The organism is Aquimarina sp. ERC-38, assembly GCF_026222555.1.
In the GTDB taxonomy this organism is placed as follows: domain Bacteria; phylum Bacteroidota; class Bacteroidia; order Flavobacteriales; family Flavobacteriaceae; genus Aquimarina.
This window is the reverse complement of the sequence record NZ_CP098511.1, coordinates 674,428-694,251: the sequence shown is the minus strand read 5'-3', so window position 1 is coordinate 694,251 and position 19,824 is coordinate 674,428. Positions and strand designations below refer to the sequence as shown.

The following is a 19,824-nucleotide window of genomic DNA, read 5'->3' as shown; positions in this document are numbered from 1 at the left end:
TCTAATTTTTCTTAAAAACAACTAATAGTTCTAAAGAAACTGTTACAAATTAGAAACCTATTTTGATAATAAATATGGAGAAAGAAAATTTTTAATAATTAGAAAAACAAAAAAACCGTCTGAAAAATCAGACGGTTTTTTAACGTGGTACCTCCAGGAATCGAACCAGGGACACAAGGATTTTCAGTCCTTTGCTCTACCAACTGAGCTAAGGTACCTTCCAGGATGTGAACATCCGTTCTTATAAAGATAACAACTATCTTTTGTAAGAGGGAGCAAATATAATCTGCTTTTTTAAATACACAAAAGAAAACCCATAAAAATCCTTTCGTAATTTTGCCTTCAGATCAAATCCTATGAATTTAATTATTGATTCCGGAAATACCCGTGCCAAAGTAGCTGTATTTGAGAAAAATACCATAATAAAACAGTTCATCATACCCTCACAGCAACTTGTGGAAACCATACATACAGAAATCATTAAAAAATATCCAATAGATTATGGAATCATTTCCAATGTCGGATTTGTTTCTTCTAAAGATATAGGGGAATTAGAAAAGTCTGTTCAGCTAGTGACCCTAAACCATACGACTAAAATCCCTTTTCTTAATTTATACAAAACACCGGAAACCCTGGGTGTCGATAGAATCGCATTGATAGCTGCTGCCAGTCAGCAATATCCGGGTAAGCATACATTGGTTGTCGATGCAGGTACCTGTATCACCTACGATTTTAAAAATAATAAAGAAGAATATTTGGGGGGCGCTATTGCACCGGGAATCACCATGCGTTACAAAAGTTTACATCAATATACTTCAAAATTACCTTTACTAAGTAAAATCGAAGCCTCTTTATCCATAGGTGCCTCTACCGAAGAAGCGATACATACCGGAGTTTCAGGACATACCGCGCTCGAAATAGATGCGGTAATTGATCAATACTGCAACAACTATCCTGATTTAACAGTTATTTTAACCGGTGGAGATGCACATTTTTTGTCTAAGAGATTAAAAAATAGCATATTTGCCACCTCTAATTTTTTATTAGAAGGGTTAAACCATATTTTAGCTTTTAATAACAGTCAATGATACAAAAGACTTTAGTACTTCTTTTTATACTATGCAGCGGATTTTTAATGGCACAAGAAGGTACTTCATCTCCATATTCTTTCTACGGAATAGGTCTGCAAAAATTTAAAGGAACCACCGAGAATCGTTCCATGGGGGGACTTAGCATTCAGCAGGATAGTATCCATATCAACTTGCAAAATCCGGCAGCTTACGGAGCATTAAAATTAACAACCTTTACCGTAGCAGCAAATTATAATGGTTTGCGTTTAAGCAATGCTAATGATGATACCTCTTATAAAGACAATGCGACCTTAGAATACTTTGCTATCGGGATTCCTATCGGTAAATTTGGGGTAGGATTAGGAGTAACTCCTCTTAGTGCTGTGGGTTATAACGTTCGTTCGGAGTTTCAAAATAATATTCAGGAAAGGTTTTCCGGGTCCGGGGGAGTCAATAAAGTATATTTGTCTACAGGTGTCTCGCTTACTAAAAATTTTAGCGTAGGTCTGGAAGTCAACTATAATTTCGGAAATATTGAAAACAGGTTTATACTCTTTCAGCAAGGATCTTTATTTCAAACCAGAGAGCTAAACGAGACCGACTTGTCGGGGGTCGGATTGACCTTTGGAGTAAACTATCAGACTAAAATTAGCGATAAATTAACCTTAGTCACCTCTATCACGTCTACACCTCCTTCTAAATTAGATACGGATACAACTTCGGAGCTTGCTCAGGTAAACGTACAGGCAGAAGGAAGAGAGACCGTGATCAGAAGACAGGATATTGATGCGGTAGATAACGAAGTGGATCTACCAGCAGAAGTAAAAGTTGGCTTTGGGATCGGAGAAGATAAAAAATGGTTGATCGGAGCAGAATACAATTATAGGGATAGTGAAGATCAGGCAACGATTAACTTTGCTCCCGATGAGGTGTTTTATAAATCCGGGTTCAGGACAAAATTAGGAGGCTACTACATTCCTAATTACCGATCATTGACCAGTTACTTTAACCGGGTGATTTATCGGGCCGGTATTCGGTTTGAACGTAGCGGATTGGTCGTTAACAATAAAGATATTGATGAGTTTGGCATGTCTTTTGGAATAGGACTACCAGTAAGCAATGCTTTTTCAAGTCTGAACCTAGGCTTAGAAGTAGGACAACGTGGGACGACAAGTGCCGGATTGGTTAAAGAAAACTTTTTTAATTTTTCCTTAAGTTTATCTTTAAACGATAAGTGGTTCAGACAGATTAAATTTAATTAACTATATAACGTAAATACAGCTATGAAAACCAAAATTATATTTGCTGCAGCGATAAGTTGGATGATAGGGGCAAATGCAGTTCAGGCTCAGGCATCAGATTGTGCTACTAAGGCATCTATCGCTTATGAGCATGCCAAAGTCAAAAATTATGAAGCGGCCGAAAAACCTCTAATGGAAATCAGAAAAGAGTGTCCCACCCATAGTTTAGCAACCTATCAATATTTGATAAAAGTACTAGAAGCAAAATATAAGAAAGCTGCTACGGATACGGAAAAGCTGGGTATTGCAAATGAATTAATTAACGTTTGGAAAGAGCGTTATCAGTATTTTCCGGCTAAAACCGAATCAGGTGATTTACATTCTGAGATCGGTCAGATCATGTACGATAATAAAATAGGAAGTAAAGAAGAAGAGTACGAAGAGTTCTTAATCGGATGGAAAGAAGATAAAGACCATTTTAATAACCCCAAAAGTGTATATACGTTCTTCTCCCTACTAGTAGACCTGCAAGCCGAAGGTAAAAAAGATATCCAGGAAGTATTTTCTTTATATGACGAAGTAATTGAAAAAATTGAAAAAGAAGAAAATGAAAAGGCAAAAGTAGTTTCTGAACTAACGGAAAAAGAAGAATCAGGGGTTGCACTATCGAGTAAAGAAAAAAAGAACTTATCCCGATATGGAAAAATCCTAACCAATTACAGTAAAGTAAAAGGTGGGGTAAACCAGAAGTTAGGAGAACTGGCAGATTGTAAAAACTTGATTCCGTTGTACCAGGGGCAGTTTGAATCTAAGAAGAGTGATGTAAGCTGGTTAAAAGGAGCTGCCGGACGTATGTCAGCCAAAGAATGTACGGACGATCCATTATTCTTTAAGTTAGTAGAAGCTTTAAACACCGCAGAACCATCGGCAAAAACTACCTATTATTTAGGATTACTTGCTATGAAAGATAAAAGTACTTCTAAAGCCTTAGAATATTTCAATAAATCAGCCGAATTAGAAACAAAGGCCAGTGATAAAGCCAAAGTATATTTTAAGATAGCAGAACTCATTAGAAAACAAGGTAGCTACGGTAAAGCAAAAGGCTATTATAACAAAGCTTTAAATTACAAACCTTCTATGGGGGTAGCTTACTTACGGATTGCCGCGATGATGGCAGCAAGTGCTAACAATTGTGGTACGGATGTTTTTAGTAAAAGAGCAGTATACTGGTTAGCTGAAAATTATGCAAATAAAGCAGGTAAGGTAGATCCGGGATTAGCAAAAACAGCAAGTGCAACGGCAGCTAATTACAGGGCTAAGGCACCTTCTAAAACAGATATCTTTAACAATCCTGAAAAAAAATCAGTCACTATAGGTTGTTGGATTGGAGAAACCGTTAGAGTACCTTCTTTATAACCATAAATGAGGTTAAAAAAAACATACACTATGTGCATCGTCATTACTTTGGTAATGGCGATGTTTTTTTCTTGTACTAAATCTAATAGTACGACTAATAATGGAGTAGGTGTAACTAAAGACAAAGCAATTGCAGAGGCTTTTGAAGTTCAGTTAAAGTATACCGATTCCGGTAGGCTTACCGCCATACTGAATGCAGATAAAATACTTGATTTTACTAATAAAGAATTTGCCTACTGGGAATTTCCTGATGGCATTGCGCTCGATATGATCGATATAGATGGTAAAGTAAGTACGGTAACCGCGGATTATGCCATTTCATACCAGAAAACCGGTTTAATAGACATGCAGGGCAACGTGGATATTAAAACTGCGGATAGCACCCATCTGGAAGCCCAACAATTGTACTGGGATCAGAATTTAAGCTGGGTTTTTACCGATCAACCTTATAAAAGTACCTTGCCTGATGGAACTATAAATAACGGAAACGGGTTTGATGCCAATCAGAATTTTACCGTTTTAAATTCCCGAATTAACGACGGAATTATGTTTGTAAAAGAGTAAACTTCAAAGCAAATCCTTCTCAAAATTACCCAACATAATCTTAATATTGTAGTAAGCTCCTTTCAAATTACTATTTTTTAGTACATTCGACCAGGTAACCAATCTGTAACTACGTGAAAATTTATCGATTTTTTGAAATTGCCTATCTTGCGGCTGCCGTTTTTTTTGGATACGAAGCCTATAAAGAGTGGGGCGCTGAAGGAAGCCGAAGTTATTTATACCTATTTTTTGTTGCTATTTCTATTTTTATGTTTTTCTTTAAGCGTAGCTTTCGTAAAAAAATAGACGCTCAAAAAAGAGAATAGCAATGACCCTGGAAATTTTTGTCATAATTTTATCCATTTTACTTTCTGCATTCTTCTCGGGTATGGAAATTGCGTATGTCTCTTCTAATAAGATTCATATTGAAATTGAAAAAAAGCAATCGGGTTGGCTTGCCAAAACTTTGACTTTACTTACTAAAAAGCCTTCCAAATTTATTGCCGCTATGTTAGTCGGTAATAATATTGCCCTGGTAGTTTATGGATTTTTTATGGGAGAACTCTTGATGGAGTGGTTTCAGTCTTACCTACCATCTTCCTTAGCATGGATTAATTATCTATTTACAGAACTTAATTTGCTGGTAAAAACCATTATATCCACTTTAATTATTTTATTTACCGCTGAGTTTTTACCAAAAGTGTTCTTTCAGATATATGCGAACTCCCTGTTGAAGATTTTTTCCATTCCTGCCTATTTATTTTACCTCATATTCTGGCCTATTTCTAATTTTGTAATCTGGATTTCGGATTTTGTTTTAAAAAAATTCTTAAAAACCGAAGGTGACGAAGTACAATTGGCATTTACCAAAACAGAATTAGGCGATTACATTACAGAGCAGATCAGCACCGTTGAAGCAAACGAAGAAATTGACTCCGAAATTCAAATCTTTCAAAACGCATTGGACTTCTCTGAGGTGAAATCCCGCGAAGTGATGATCCCCCGTACCGAGATCAAAGCAGTAGATAGACTGCAGAGTATTGAAGAGGTAACCCAGTTATTAATAGAAACCGGACTGTCTAAAATACTAGTGTACGATCAAACTATAGATGATATCATTGGTTACGTACATTCCTTTGAATTTTTTAAAAAACCCAAAGACCTTAAAAATATACTGATGCCGGTCATTTTTGTACCGGAAACAATGTTGGCTAAAGACGTATTGAATATCTTGACAAAAAAGCATCGCAGTGTTGCAGTGGTACTGGATGAATACGGAGGTACAAGCGGTATCATAACGGTTGAAGATATTGTAGAAGAATTGTTTGGAGAAATTGAAGACGAACACGATTCCGTCGCACTTATTGAAGAAGAAGTGGACGAAAATACCTATTGCTTTTCAACTCGCTTAGAAGTGGATTATCTAAATGAAGAGTACAAACTGAACCTACAAGAAAGTGATCATTATGAAACCTTAGGAGGGTACATTGTGCATCATACCCAGGAAATCCCTCAAAAAGGCGAAGTTGTTATTATTGATCAGTTTGAAATAACCATTCTTGAGACTAGTGCCTCAAAATTAGAGATCGTCGAACTAAGTGTCCGTCCTAGAGAATAAGTTCCGGTTGGTAGCGACAGGTGTAAAAGTTAAAGTTCCCCAGTTAACGAATAATCCTTCAAAATACCTAAAAAGTTTAATTGGTAGATTTCTAAGAAAATGCTATTTTCGCCCACTATATTATTATAAACGAAACTTACCATGGCGGTTTTAAATAAAATCAGACAACGATCAGTATTCCTAATCGTAATTATAGCATTAGCACTTTTCTCGTTTGTATTAGCAGATTTAATCAGAAATGGTGGTGCTATTTCACAAAAATCACAAAACACCATTGCCACAATTAACGGCAAAGAGATTGACAGAACGGATTTTGCCAAAAAAGTGGAGCAAGCTTCCCGAAATTTTGGACCAAATGGGTCTAATATGCAGGCAGTAAATTACGTTTGGGATCAACAAATAAAAGAAGCGGTCTACGACGAGCAATTTGAAGAATTAGGAATCAGGGTAGGAGCCAATCAGGTAAATAACCTATTAGAAGAAAGCCTGGCTAACAACCCTACTTTTCAAAATGAAGAAGGTGGTTTTGACCGGGCCAAAATGCAGGAATATGTAGCAAACATTCGGGAAACCTCACCTCAGCAATATCAGGCATGGCAGGATTATAAAATATCTTTGGGCAAACAAGCGCTGGAAGATACCTACCTTACCATGGTAAAAGCAGGAGTAGGAGCTACCTTGAAAGAAGGAGAGCTAGCTTATAAAATGGAAAATGACGGAGTGGACATTAAATACGTACAACTTCCCTATAGTAGCATAGCGGATAGTACGGTTACTGTTTCAGAAAATGAGATTCAGTCTTATATCGATCAGCATAAAGATCAATACAAAACAGAAGCTACTCGAAATTTACGTTATGTCTTTTTTGAAGAAAAAGCAAGTCCGGAGGATGAAGAAGCAATTAAAGCTTCCGTTCAAAATCTGCTGAATGGTGATACAAAAACAACAGGTTTAAAAGATTTACCGGAAGATGAGGTAGCAGACTTTATTAACTTAAATTCAAGTACTCCTTTTAATGATACTTTTGTATTTAAAAAAGAGTTACCAACTGTAGTGGCAGATACCCTGTATAGCCTATCGGTAGGAGGGGTGTACGGACCTTATAAAGATGGAGACTCTTATAAAGTTTCTAAAATTGTAGCTCAAAAACAACTTCCTGATTCCTTAAAAGCAAGGCATATTTTAATCTCCTGGAAAGGTTTACGAACGGCTAACGGGGATACAACCAGAACTAAAGAACAGGCAAAACAACTTGCCGATAGCTTATTGACCGTGGTCAAAAGAGATAAATCAAAATTCGCAACTTTCGCTGCTGAATATTCTGCGGATTCTTCAAATAAAGATAAAGGTGGAGATCTGGGGTATTTTGCACCGGGTCGTATGGTACCTGCTTTTAACGATTATTTATTAGAGAATAATGTGGGAAGTATGGGAGTAGTAGAAACAGACTTTGGGTATCATATCATAAAGGTAGAAGATAAGAAAAACCTTCAAAAAGCCGTTAAAGTAGCTACAGTTTCACAGAAAATAGAATCCAGTGAAGAAACAAATGATCAAATCTTTACGGAGACTACTAAATTTCAAATTGCTACCAAAGACGGAGATTTTGAAGAAAAAGCCAAAGAACAGAATTATACGGTTCGTCCGGTAAATAAATTAGAAGAACTGGCAGATAACATTCCCGGATTGGGCGCACAGCGTTCTATAGTACAATGGGCTTTTAAAGAAGATACCAAAGTTGGCGACGTAAAACGCTTTGAAACTAAGGATGGGTATGCAGTGGTACAGGTTACTTCCAAAGCCGCTAAAGGAACTCAAACCGCTAAAGATGCACAAGCCCTGGTAAAACCGATTTTGATAAAGAAGAAAAAAGCAGAAATGCTTAAGGAAAAAATTTCGGGAAGTTCATTAGAAGATATCGCTTCTAAAAACGGACAAACGGTTAAAACTGCATCCAAATTAAACCTTAAAAACCCTACAATTAGTGGAGCAGGTAGGGAGCCTAATGTAATAGGAGTAGCTTCCAACCTGGAGAAAGGTAAAGTGTCCAAACCTATCACTGGTGAAAATGGAGTTTACGTAATCGAAGTAACCGGAAAAACTCCGGGATCAGGATTAGATTCATATAATAGCTATGCTAACCAGGAGTCCAAGACCAGGCAGAATGCAGTAAATTCAAGAGTATTTAGCGCATTAAAAGACGCAGCAGATATTGAAGATAAAAGGGCTAACTTTTACTAATACATAACACAATCTTCATATCAAAAAATTCTGCTATATGCAGGATTTTTTTGTAGAATAATAATATGATTTAGCTATATCAATTAATCTTCTGCTCCCATTGCCAGGCAGAATCCATTGCATGATCTAAAGTACTTTCAGCTTTCCAGCCCAGGTCATTATTTGCCTTTTGCGTATCTGCATAAGCTGCAATCACATCGCCTTCCCGACGATCCACAATTTTATAATTTAACGGCTGACCCGCTACTTTTTCAAAAGATTGAATAACTTCTAATACCGTACTACCCGTACCGGTACCAATATTAAAAACTTCAAAATTTTGCTCGTTCTTTTCGTCTAATAGCCTTTGTAAGGCAATTACGTGGGCTTTGGCCAAATCCACTACATGGATATAATCCCGGATACAGGTACCATCCTTAGTAGGATAATCATCCCCAAACACCGATAGTTGTTCTCTTTTTCCAATACCTGTTTGCGTAATAAAAGGCACCAGGTTTTGAGGAACACCGATTGGCAATTCCCCTATATGTCCGCTGGGATGCGCCCCAATCGGATTAAAGTAACGTAGCGCAATTGCATCCAGTCCTTTAGCAACTTTACACGTATCCCTAATAATTTCCTCACCAATCTGTTTGGTATTTCCATAAGGAGATTCCGCAGGTTTGATTGGTGCACTTTCTGTAATAGGCAAGTCATCTGCCTGTCCGTAAACCGTACAGGAAGAACTAAAGATAAATCCAGCCTTTGTCTTTTTTTGTAATTCTTGTAAAATGTATATAAGTACGTTTAGATTGTTTTCATAATATAATAGAGGGTTTTGGACACTTTCCCCTACGGCTTTAGAAGCAGCAAAATGAATTACTCCGGTAATATCGGCATGACGTTTAAAAAAATCCTGAACCTTTGTCTTTTCACGTAAATCAAATTTTTCAAAGGTAGGTGAAGTGCCGGTAATGGCGGTGATCCCCTCTAATACCTTTTCAGATGAATTTGAACAATTGTCTACAATAACAACCTCAAACCCTTTGTTTTGTAATTCGACCACGGTATGCGATCCTATAAAACCGAGTCCCCCGGTTACAACTATCTTCATTTTAATATCTTTTGTATAAAACAAAATTAAAGGTAAGAATACCCATTAAAACTAAGCAATGGATTTTAATTTCTTTTTGGTAAAATTTAAAGCATGCACTATTTGCCTGATACTATTTTAAACATCCACATTTGATACATTTAGGGAAAAAAGCGTCAATTCGAGTGTTTTTTCGTAATGAAATGAAGAAAAAATAGCCTGTCCTTGACTTGATCAAGGATATCGAGTCCTTCGGTTTAACTCAGGATTACATAGCTTTTTTGACTAAAATCCTTATCATCTTGAGCCTAGTCGAAAGACTCGATAGTTCTGCTGAACTGGTTGAAGCACACTTCTTCCTTTGGTCGAAGCACTCGAACTGACGGATTTTATATAATTATTATTTAAATGCGCCAAGGGTCAAATATCGCTATGATTATTAATACACAAACTAGGTAAAAATCACATAAGTACTAACTACCAGAATAGTAATGGCTATACCCATGGTAAAAGCATGTTTCCAAGGTTTTACGTCAACATCTTCAGTGATTTCCTGAACGTAAGCAGTTTTTCTGGGGTACATTTTTCCAATAAGCAACATAATGGCTATATTAAGTACAAATAAAATAGCCATCACATGTAAGAAATGGGGATAGGCTCCCGCTTCAATTAAACTTAATGCCTTTGCATCTGTAATCCCCTGTACGGTTGCTTCTTGTAAAGCATTAGAAACCATATAAGGTTTGATGATAAATTGACTGATGGAGTACAAAACCACACCGGAGATCACTCCGATTTTTGCAGCAATGGCAGGTACTTTTTTAGTAAAAAAACCAATGATGACCACCGTCAAAATCGGAATGCTATAACAACCGTTTGCTTCTTGCAACCACGCAAACAAGCCATCCGGCGCATTGGCAATTAAGGGGGCTACTAACATCCCTAAAATACCGAGTACAAACCCAAAAATTTTGCCTGCTTTTACAACTTGCAATTCTGTAGCGTCTTCTTTAAAATATTGTTTATATAAATCAAACCCGAATAAAGTGGCACTACTATTTAATAAACTATTAAACGAACTTAATACCGCCCCAAAGAGTACGGCTGCAAAAAAACCTACCAGGCTTGCCGGTAATACTTTTTTAACCAAAGAAGGATAAGCCTGATCCGGATTTGCTAGTTGACCATCAAAAAGATGCCACGCGATAACCCCGGGAAGTACCACAATAATAGGAATTAAAAACTTAACCAGGGCAGCAAGGATCATTCCCTTTTGACCTTCTTCTAAGTTTTGTGCTCCAAAGACCCGTTGCAAAATAGCCTGGTTAGTACCCCAATAAAACATTTGTACCAGCATCATACCGGTAAAGATCGTACCAAATGGGATGGACGCATCTGGTTCTCCTGCAGCCACAAATTTTTCAGGATTAGAATCCCATAAAATATGTAACCCGTTAATAACACTGCCGTCACCAATTGCCATTAGTCCGAAAATAGGAATAAGCATCCCGCCAATCAATAACCCGATGGCATTAACCAAATCAGAAACGGCAACAGCTTTTAATCCCCCGAAAATAGCATAAACCATCCCTATAAACCCAATAGTCCAAACGCAAATCCAGATGGACGCCTTTTGAGATATGCCCAGAAGTGTCGGGATATCAAACATGGTACTAAATGCCAGTGAACCCGAATATAAAACAGAGGGTAAAATGACGATAACATATCCGCTTAAAAATAATACGGTCAGGATAGCTTTGGTTTGATGGTCAAAACGCTTTTCTACATATTCCGGAATCGTAGTAATTCCACCTTTCATATAACTTGGTAAGAGGAAGAGTGCAGTAACAATCATAGCGATAGCTGCAAGCGTTTCCCAGGCCATTACCAAAATTCCTTCGGAGAAGGCTTGTCCGTTTAACCCAACAATTTGTTCGGCTGATAAGTTAGTTAGTAGTAAAGACCCGGCAATGGTAATGGCACCTAAACTTCTTCCGCCTAAAAAATATCCGTCTGCTGATTTTTCATCCGTATTTCGGGTTTTCCACCAGGCATAACCAGCCACTAATAAAGTAAAACCAATAAAAGAAATAATGCCCATACCAAAATTTATCTTAGTTAAAGTTTAAACTACTTTTTATACCACTTCTTCTTCATAATAAGTAGAAGCATCTTGTAGCAATAAGTCTAAATATTCATTTTCGTCTTTTAAACATTGTTCATCCCAGCCCAGGTATTTAATAAGATCTTCTTGTACTAATTGCCTAAAATCATACACACTGTGTATATCAAAATACAAACGTCCTGTTCTTCTTACGAAAAAGTCAGACAAACTATTTACCATCTCGTGGTGCACCCCGTACCAAACTTCCGCCCGAATCAATTTCTCCTGTATATCGTCATTTAAAAAATACGAAACTTTATTGAGAATGTAGTCCGTCTGCTTACCATAAGTTGTCGTGAGGTACCATCCGTAATAAGGATCTTCCACGCCCATATCTTTTAACCTACGAGTAATTTCATTAGTATAAGTTTCTACTTCCTTAGAATCTTTAAGTGGGTCACTGGTTAAAGGAATGTTTTGAGTAAATGATTTCGAAAATTGTTCTCTTTTTTTCTCATTCATTGTTTTTAAGACCGTGTCAATAACACGTTGCGCCATTTTTCGATAGCCAGTTAGTTTACCTCCTGCAATAGAAATAAGTCCGGTTTTTGAAATAAATATTTCATCTTTTCTGGATAATTCCGAAGGGTCTTTTCCGTCTTCATGGATCAACGGACGTAAGCCCGCCCAATTTGATTCAATATCTTCCAGTTGTAACTGAAGACTTGGGAACATGTTATTTATTGCATCCAGCAGGTAAATAGCATCATCATGAGTTGCAACCACACGATTCAGGTTAGCGTTGTAATTCGTATCTGTAGTACCTACGTAAGTGGCCCGTCCTCGCGGAATTGCAAAAATCATTCTGCCATCGGGTACATCAAAATAAATAGCCTGGGTTAACGGAAATTTTTCACGGGAAAAGACAATATGAACACCTTTAGTAAGATGGAGGTGTTTATGAGTCATCGAATGATCTTTCTCCCGGAGTAAATCTACCCAGGGACCGGCAGCGGATACGTAATTTCTTGCTTTTATCTTAAATTTCTTTTGATTATTGTGATCCAAACAAAGTAAGCCTTTAATTTTTCCTTCTTCATCATATTGAAAAGAGGTCATCTCACAATAATTAATAATAGTAGCGCCATAAAAGGCTGCTTTTTTTAAAAGTTCTACGGTAAGACGGGCATCATCCGTACGATACTCTGCATAATACCCGCCACCGGTCAATTTTGCGCTGGATAGTAAAGGTTCTTTTGCTAAAGTTTCTTGTGCACTGAGCATTTTCCGCTTATCATCTCCCTCTACATTTGCTAAAAAATCATATACTTTTAATCCTATGGCAGTCATCATTTTTCCATACGTACCTCCTTCGATTAAGGGGAGTAACATCTTTTCAGGAACTACCAGGTGAGGTGCCAATTTATGAACCATAGCACGTTCACTACCGGATTCTTTAACCAGTCCGATTTCCATTTGCTTTAAATACCGTAAGCCTCCATGGATTAACTTGGTCGACTTATTACTGGTACCCGAAGCAAAATCGTTTTTTTCAATTAGACAAACCTGCAAACCTCTGGAAGCTGCATCCAGTGCAATACCTGCCCCCGTCACGCCACCCCCAATGACAATCAGGTCATATTTAGTACGTTGAGCCAATTGTATATGCCGCTTACGATCCAGGATAGAAAACCGAACCGGGCCTTCCTCCTGATTGGATAACAGTTTAGCATTGGTGCTTTTGGTACGTTCTACGGCATCCTGCCAACCTATATATTTACGATTACGTTCATGTTCGGTAATATTGGGTTTAAATTTCCGGTCTGTTTCCCGTATGGCAGCACTGTTCTTTTTAGTCCAGATTCCTGCTTTGATACCTGCTAATAAAGCCGCGCCAAAAGCAGTAACCTCTAGCATTTTAGGACGATCTACGGTTACGTTAAGAATATCAGCCTGGAATTGCATCAGGTAGTCGTTTGACGAAGCACCACCGTCTACCTTTAATTCTTTCATCAATTTACCGCTATCTTCAATCATAGCATCAAGCACATCCCTGGTTTGATACGCTATGGCATCTACCGTAGCTTTAATAATTTCATTTTTACCGGAATCCAAAGATAACCCGTAGATAGCACCTTTTGCATCCATATCCCAATGAGGAGCACCTAGTCCGGCAAAGGCAGGTACTACATAAAGTCCATCGGTAGAAGGGGTAGTTATACAAATTTCTTCAGTATCAGCAGCTTTATTGATAAGTTGTAGTTGATCCCGAAGCCATTTTACCGAAGCACCCCCCACAAAAATGCTTCCTTCTAGGGCATATTTAACCGGAACCTCGGGTAAGGTACAACATAGGGTAGTTAATAAGCCGTTTTTAGAAGTATAAGGTTTTTTTCCGGTATTGAGTAACGTAAAACAACCGGTACCGTAGGTATTTTTAGCAATACCGGATTTATATCCACCTTGCCCAAACAACGAAGCCTGTTGATCCCCGGCTACTCCGTAAATTGGAATTTCATATTGTTCATACAAAATGCTTCCAAAGGCTGAAGAAGAATGTTGTACTTCAGGTAGCATGGAATCAGGTATTTTTAACGCTTGTAGCAAAGTAGCATCCCACTCCAAATTTAAAATATTATAAAGTAAAGTTCTTGATGCATTTGAATGATCCGTAACATGTTTTGCTCCTTTGGTAAATTTCCAGATCAGCCAGGTATCTATGGTACCAAATAATAAGTCTCCGTTTTCAGCTTTTTTCCTGGCACCTGCTACATTATCTAAAATCCACTTAAGTTTAGTGCCCGAAAAATAAGAGTCTATAATTAAACCGGTATTTTTATTAACGTAGGCTTCGATACCGGATTCCTTTAATTCTTCACAGATGACAGTAGTTCTTTTATCTAACCAGACGATTGCATTATAAATGGGTTCACCGGTATGTTTATCCCAGACCACGGTGGTTTCCCTTTGATTCGTAATTCCTATCCCTGCGATCTCCTTCGGACGAATACCTGAAGTTTTAATTACTTCGGTAAATACTTCTAGCTGATCTTGATAAATTTCCAGGGGATTATGTTCTACCCAGCCCGGTTTAGGGTAATATTGTTTAAGTTCTTTTTGCGAAATACCACAAATCTTACCTTTCTCGTTAAATAGAATTGCTCTGGTACTTGTAGTTCCCTGATCGAAGGCGATAATATAAGATGTGTTCATAGGGATAGGTCTTTTTTAATAGGGTAATTTAACTTTTAGCAACTTTTTTTAATTGAATTAAACCGGCTGGTGGTACATTAATTTGTTGTACTCCGATGTATAATTTTATATCCTGATCTTTGGTTTTTTCTCCTTTACAATCATATACTTCACAATGATACGTCCCGTAATTTTTAGCACTACGTATAATTACTTCAGAGGACATTTTGGCATTTATAATATCAATATTTAATGTTTCTTCTTCAAGATATAAAACCTGATCTTCATATATGCTTATAATAGCCAATTCTTTATTTGAAGATTTTAAAATCGGGTAATTAGATAAAGGATTTTTTGGTTCGAAATTTCCGTCTAATAATATATGGGCGTTATTAGACCAATAGCAGGTGTAAAAACGGATCATGGCTAATTCTTCCGAAGTAGCGTTTTTTAAACGTACGGAAAGTTGGGGTACGCCATATAAGGTATTAAGAATTTGCAAAGCTTTCATCTCCAGGGGTTCTTCCGGATGATAGGTAAACATGTCGCTATGAACTGCAGTAGTACCACAAAGCATTTTAATATCCGTAATCCGGACACGGTTCATCACGGTATCTCCCGGACAATCAAAAGCGCGAAACATATTGCCATATTTTCGCATGGCTGGCCCCGTGTATTTTTGCCTGAATTCAATAATCACCTCCGGATTGATACGATGTAAAGCCTGGATAATATCAGTCATCAAACGATCTACCGCAAGGTTGACAGAGGCATAATCCCTACCCTCGGCTAAGGTAAGTCGGGTAGAAGGATATACTCTGAATTCATCTATAAAATCCAGTTTAAATCCGTCAATATTCCATTCCCTAAGTGCATCCGTATAAATCCGAATAAGATAAGCTCGTACATCGGGATATCTAGGGTCAAAAACCGGTGCCCACCGATGTTCTTCGGTTAAAAACTTGCCTTTAAATGTTTGATAAGCTTTAGACTTTTTTCCGCAAAAAGGAACAGAATACCATAAAGCCAGTTTCATCCCTGTATGGTGAATATCCTCTACGAACTTTTTCATATCCGGGAAACGATCGGGCTGCCAGTCACCGGTATAATCGTAACCCCTGTTTTCATCTTTGGTTTGCCATCCGTCATCCAGGATTATTAACTGATATCCGAGTGTTTTAGCTATTTTACATTCTTCTATAAGTTCCTGTGCATCTAATTTTTGATGAAACTGATACCAAGTGGAGTAAACCGGTACTTTTGCCAATTGAGGTGTGTGAATGGGGGCAAGTTGTTCAAAAGTTTCCCACCATTTACTCACAGCGGTCAAAGATTTTGAAAAATGTTGTTTATTCTGATCTATATAAAGTTGTGTAGTGTATTCCTTGATAGTAGGATGTCTTTCTACAAATAGCGAAATATGGCAATAAATATGATTATCTTCCTCTCGGTAAAGTGCATTTAATTGAGTCGTATTAATCGCATCAGAACAGGCAAAAGTAATTGTATTTTCATCTTTATGACCAAATACAGAGATAACCGGAGCATCCACAGATATTCGGGATTCCAGGTGATCCAGTTCCCAATCGTCCATAATTCTTTTTGAAAAATCCGTGGTAGGTTTCCAGACTCCTTTTACATTAATTGCAGGAATTTTCCAGCGTAAGGTAATTGGGCTGGGATCAAAAGTTTCATCTGCACTAATACGAATGGTATAGATCGATTTTCCATCTTTTTGATCAGTTAAAGAAATAGCTACTTTAACCTGATCCGTATTTTTATAAATATCGATGTGATGCTTATAATCTTCTTTAATCATAAAGAGGTGTTTTTGATTTTCTTAGAAGGGGTATTACTTTGTGCAAAATTCGCCTGATGATTAGGATTTGCATACATAAAACTTTTTATACTATCATTATTTTGTGTCACAATTACCCTTTTTCTTTGGTACTGATCAGATAACAGCGCCATATGATTGGACTGTCCGGAAACTATAAATCCGCTTTTACTATTAGGAACAAGTGTAAATCCGTCAGCACTTCCTTGTAAGTACCACCCGTTAGATGCATCCTGTCGTCCGTAATTAGCTTCAGAAGAATAATTATTACCAACAGCCAATACATCCGGATAACCATCCTGATTAAAATCTTCGATCACAAAATCATTGATCGGAGCTATCTGGCAGGCTGGGGGTAAAGCATGTACTCTAAAGGTGTAATTCCCAACATTTTCAGCATAAACAGATTCAAACACGGAGGCTTGTAAGGTTTGGCTTTTAAGATCGGTGATCTCAAGTAATTCCTGAAAAGTAGCTTTAGAAAATTGGGTGTAAGTAGAATAATTTTTCTTGAGGCTTACCAGTTGTTTCATTACATCATCACGCGTATGAATAGGTTGCAATAAAGTATCTGTTCCTGAAAGAAAGTATTTAGCTAAAATGGGATCAACGCTTCCGTTTTGATCATAATCCTCCTTATAAATATACAGTGGTTTTTTAAACTCCGATCTTATAAAACCGTTAATTCCCTGATTACCCGCGATTAGATCCATATCACCGTCATTATCAAAATCAGCCATCTTTACGGTATTCCACCAACCTGACATTTCTAAGGGATGACCGGCTTTATCTTGCCATTGTACCGGAATTTCTTTAAGATTATTATTTTCTATTTGCATTAGGGTTAAAGGCATCCAATGACCGGCGATGACTAATTCTTCTTTGGAATCTGTTAAAAGCTTTGTCCAAATCGCATCTGTAACGATACCGTCAAATTGTAGGGTACTTACATGTTTTTGATTTTTAATTATATAGCTTCTAGCTGCTTTGGGATAAGCATTTGGGAGTACTCCGCCTCCTATAAAAATATAAGAATTAGCGTCTGATTGATCCTGAGTTACTGCAATACATCTTGAATTAGTTTTTAACTTAGAGAATACACTGCTGGTATCTCGGGTAAAAAAGCCCTTACCATTATTTAAATAAATTCGATCCTGAAACTGAGCAGTGTCTGTTTTAGTCTCAGTACCTCCGCTCCCTACTAGCAAATCCTGATCACCATCCTGGTCTATGTCTACAAATTGTGAAGTTTGATCTTCAAATTCACTATCTAATTCCTGAATTATTTTATAGGTTCCCTGGTCATCCTGTGCCAAAATACTACCCGGTACTCCTTTGCTACCTCCTATAAATATTTCTTCCCCAGGGGTTTGATTTATATTAGCAATACTTAGACAAGGCCCATTTGCATTAGACTGGTAGGGGAGTAGCGATTGATAGGTAAAATCATTATAATAATTCTCCTGATGCTTAAAAGTAAAGATGTTATTTTCTAATTGAAACAGGGGTGCTTCCGGTAGGGTAATCTTTTGATCTGTGGCAGTAGTATAACTTATTGTAATTACCTGGTTAGCCTGTACATCTTTTAAAGTTGAAATTTTACCGTCCGGCCATTGTACTTGTAAAGAATCAATACGATCAGAAGGTAATCCAAAATGGGCGATAGGTTCTACAGAGGATAAATATCCTCTAATGGTAGAAACATACTGTTGTTGTACGGATTCCTGTGTCCATACATGTATATTGGCACCAATCCCTTTTTTGTTTTCTTTAGTACCTTCTAACTTAATCCGTATAAAATGAGTGGAAACATTATGATCGTTTGTATGATTTTCAAAAATAAATGCAGGATCGTTGATGTTATTGACAATAAGGTCTAAATCATGATCAAGATCGAGATCCGCATAAGCCACTCCGTTTGAAAAAGAAGGTGTCGCCGGAAACCATTCTGCCGAACTATTTTCAAACTCTAGTTGCTTGTTATTTTTAAAACTGTAATTAGGAAGGTAGATTCCGGGGAGTTCGTGGACCAACTTTTTTAATTTTTCCTTTTGAGAACCCGGGGTTCCGAACATATTATTTTGCTTGGAATAATTGATAAAATCCAGATCGGTAATATCCTTAACATAACCATTTGTAATGTATAGATCTTTATCTCCATCATTATCATAATCTGCTAATAAGGGCGCCCAACTCCAATCCGTACTGGAAATACCGGCAGCAACCCCTATTTCAGAAGTGGGAATTAAATTAGTACCCAGCATGCCATTATGGTGTTGTAAGGTATTATGAATGTATTGGGGAGTATAGCCGTTTTGAAGGCTCAACAAATATTTGTCATAATTATGGAATCCCAACATTTTTTTCTGTCGTTCGTAATCATTTGGGAGCATATCTACCACTACTATATCCGGCCATAAATCATTATTATAATCTGCAACATCCGTTCCCATGGCATTAAAACTTTGTTTTGCTAAGAACTCTTTTCCAATATTTTTAAAACCTTGGTGAATACCTGCTGTATTAGTACCCTGATTGATATAAACCAGATCATTCGTAATAAAATCATTGCTTACATAAATATCAGGCAGATGGTCATTATTAAAATCATGAATGGCTACTCCCAGGCTAAAACCCTTATGGATAATACTGGCGTCTTCTGATACATCTTTAAAATATGCTTGATTATTCGTCGAATCCTTTTGGTTTTCCAGAAGTTTATCCTTCAGATGTTCCGGAAAATATCTTTTAGGTAACGGCGTATTTCTATCTCTTTTGGTATTCCCATTATGAATTATAAAAGCATCCAAATCTCCGTCTAAGTCATAATCAAAAAAGACAGTTTGTTGGCTATACCCGGAATCATCCAATCCAAATTCTCTAGCTTTTTCGATAAAACGAGGTATACCGCTCTCATCAACGCCCTGATTGATAAATAAAAGGTTGGTGCAAGGACTATTTTCGCAAGCAGGTCCCCCTACGTTCAGATAAATATCGTCAAAACCGTCGGTGTTTATATCTACAATACTAATTCCTGTTACCCAGGTATCAGTGGTAAAGTTTGCTTCTTTTGAAATATCTTTAAAAGTTAAATCTCCGGTATTAAGGTACAACCGACTGGAAACCTGGTTGCCGGAAAAAACAATATCTGGTAATCCGTCATTATTGAAGTCGCCAATACCTACGCCTCCTCCATTATAACAATACTGAAAGTCAGCTACATTGATAGCATCATTTTCAGTGATAGTGTTTCTAAAATCAATACCGGATTTTGAGATAGGAACCTGAGTAAATAGCGTATTAGAAGAAAAAAGGAATTCCTTTTTACAGCAACATAAAAGTAATAATACACTCATATAAAAAATAACTCTTTTCAATAGCGAAAGATAAAAACAGGATTAAAACCAGGTAGATACTTTATAGAACTACCTGGTATTTTATAGCTACATCAACATCAAATAATAGAAATTCACCTAACTAAGTAGCCATA

12 protein-coding genes and 1 tRNA gene are annotated in these 19,824 nt (G+C 37.2%); 7 read left to right on the top strand and 6 right to left on the bottom strand.

The features are described 5' to 3' along the window. Window positions 1-145: 145 nt before the first annotated feature. Window positions 146-218: transfer RNA gene (locus NBT05_RS03020), tRNA-Phe, on the bottom strand. A gap of 138 nt (window positions 219-356) precedes the next feature. Between NBT05_RS03020 and NBT05_RS03015 the strand changes: the two genes are divergently transcribed. The 7 genes from NBT05_RS03015 to NBT05_RS02985 all read left to right on the top strand — a co-directional run bounded on the left by NBT05_RS03015 (window position 357) and on the right by NBT05_RS02985 (window position 8,129). Further along, entirely contained in the window at window positions 357-1,088 is a 732-nt protein-coding gene (locus tag NBT05_RS03015; RefSeq protein ID WP_265771956.1) for a type III pantothenate kinase, read from the top strand. Next, on the top strand, window positions 1,085-2,332 hold the full coding sequence (locus NBT05_RS03010; RefSeq protein WP_265771955.1) for a hypothetical protein: 1,248 nt from the start codon (window positions 1,085-1,087) through the stop codon (window positions 2,330-2,332). Before NBT05_RS03015 ends, NBT05_RS03010 begins: the two co-directional genes overlap by 4 nt. 21 nt (window positions 2,333-2,353) lie before the next feature. Beyond that, window positions 2,354-3,727 carry a tetratricopeptide repeat protein gene (locus tag NBT05_RS03005; protein WP_265771954.1) on the top strand — a complete coding sequence of 458 codons (1,374 nt, stop codon included), beginning with the start codon at window positions 2,354-2,356 and terminating at the stop codon, window positions 3,725-3,727. 6 nt (window positions 3,728-3,733) lie between these two features. Then, window positions 3,734-4,291: an LPS export ABC transporter periplasmic protein LptC gene (gene lptC / locus NBT05_RS03000; RefSeq protein ID WP_265771953.1), complete on the top strand. Its 558-nt coding sequence runs from the start codon at window positions 3,734-3,736 to the stop codon at window positions 4,289-4,291. 113 nt (window positions 4,292-4,404) lie between these two features. After that, a complete protein-coding gene (locus NBT05_RS02995) occupies window positions 4,405-4,596 on the top strand; it encodes a hypothetical protein (protein ID WP_265771952.1) in 192 nt (63 codons plus the stop codon). 2 nt (window positions 4,597-4,598) lie between these two features. Continuing rightward, window positions 4,599-5,888, top strand: a complete 1,290-nt coding sequence (locus NBT05_RS02990; protein ID WP_265771951.1) for a hemolysin family protein — start codon at window positions 4,599-4,601, stop codon at window positions 5,886-5,888. Between the two features lie 141 nt (window positions 5,889-6,029). Further along, complete coding sequence (locus NBT05_RS02985) at window positions 6,030-8,129, top strand: peptidylprolyl isomerase (RefSeq protein WP_265771949.1); 2,100 nt, start codon at window positions 6,030-6,032, stop codon at window positions 8,127-8,129. 79 nt (window positions 8,130-8,208) lie between these two features. On the opposite strand, the gene galE is transcribed toward NBT05_RS02985, so the two are convergent. The 5 genes from galE to NBT05_RS02960 form a co-directional block, all read right to left on the bottom strand. Next, window positions 8,209-9,222, bottom strand: coding sequence for a UDP-glucose 4-epimerase GalE (galE, locus tag NBT05_RS02980; protein ID WP_265771948.1), 1,014 nt, complete (start codon window positions 9,220-9,222; stop codon window positions 8,209-8,211). A gap of 430 nt (window positions 9,223-9,652) precedes the next feature. Beyond that, window positions 9,653-11,302: a solute:sodium symporter family transporter gene (locus tag NBT05_RS02975; RefSeq protein ID WP_265771947.1), complete on the bottom strand. Its 1,650-nt coding sequence runs from the start codon at window positions 11,300-11,302 to the stop codon at window positions 9,653-9,655. A gap of 36 nt (window positions 11,303-11,338) precedes the next feature. Then, entirely contained in the window at window positions 11,339-14,518 is a 3,180-nt protein-coding gene (gene glpK, locus NBT05_RS02970; protein ID WP_265771945.1) for a glycerol kinase GlpK, read from the bottom strand. Between the two features lie 28 nt (window positions 14,519-14,546). Further along, window positions 14,547-16,316: a glycoside hydrolase family 36 protein gene (locus NBT05_RS02965; protein ID WP_265771944.1), complete on the bottom strand. Its 1,770-nt coding sequence runs from the start codon at window positions 16,314-16,316 to the stop codon at window positions 14,547-14,549. Next, window positions 16,313-19,690: a CRTAC1 family protein gene (locus NBT05_RS02960; RefSeq protein WP_265771943.1), complete on the bottom strand. Its 3,378-nt coding sequence runs from the start codon at window positions 19,688-19,690 to the stop codon at window positions 16,313-16,315. The genes NBT05_RS02965 and NBT05_RS02960 overlap by 4 nt, the downstream gene beginning before the upstream one ends. Between the last annotated feature and the right edge of the window lie 134 nt (window positions 19,691-19,824).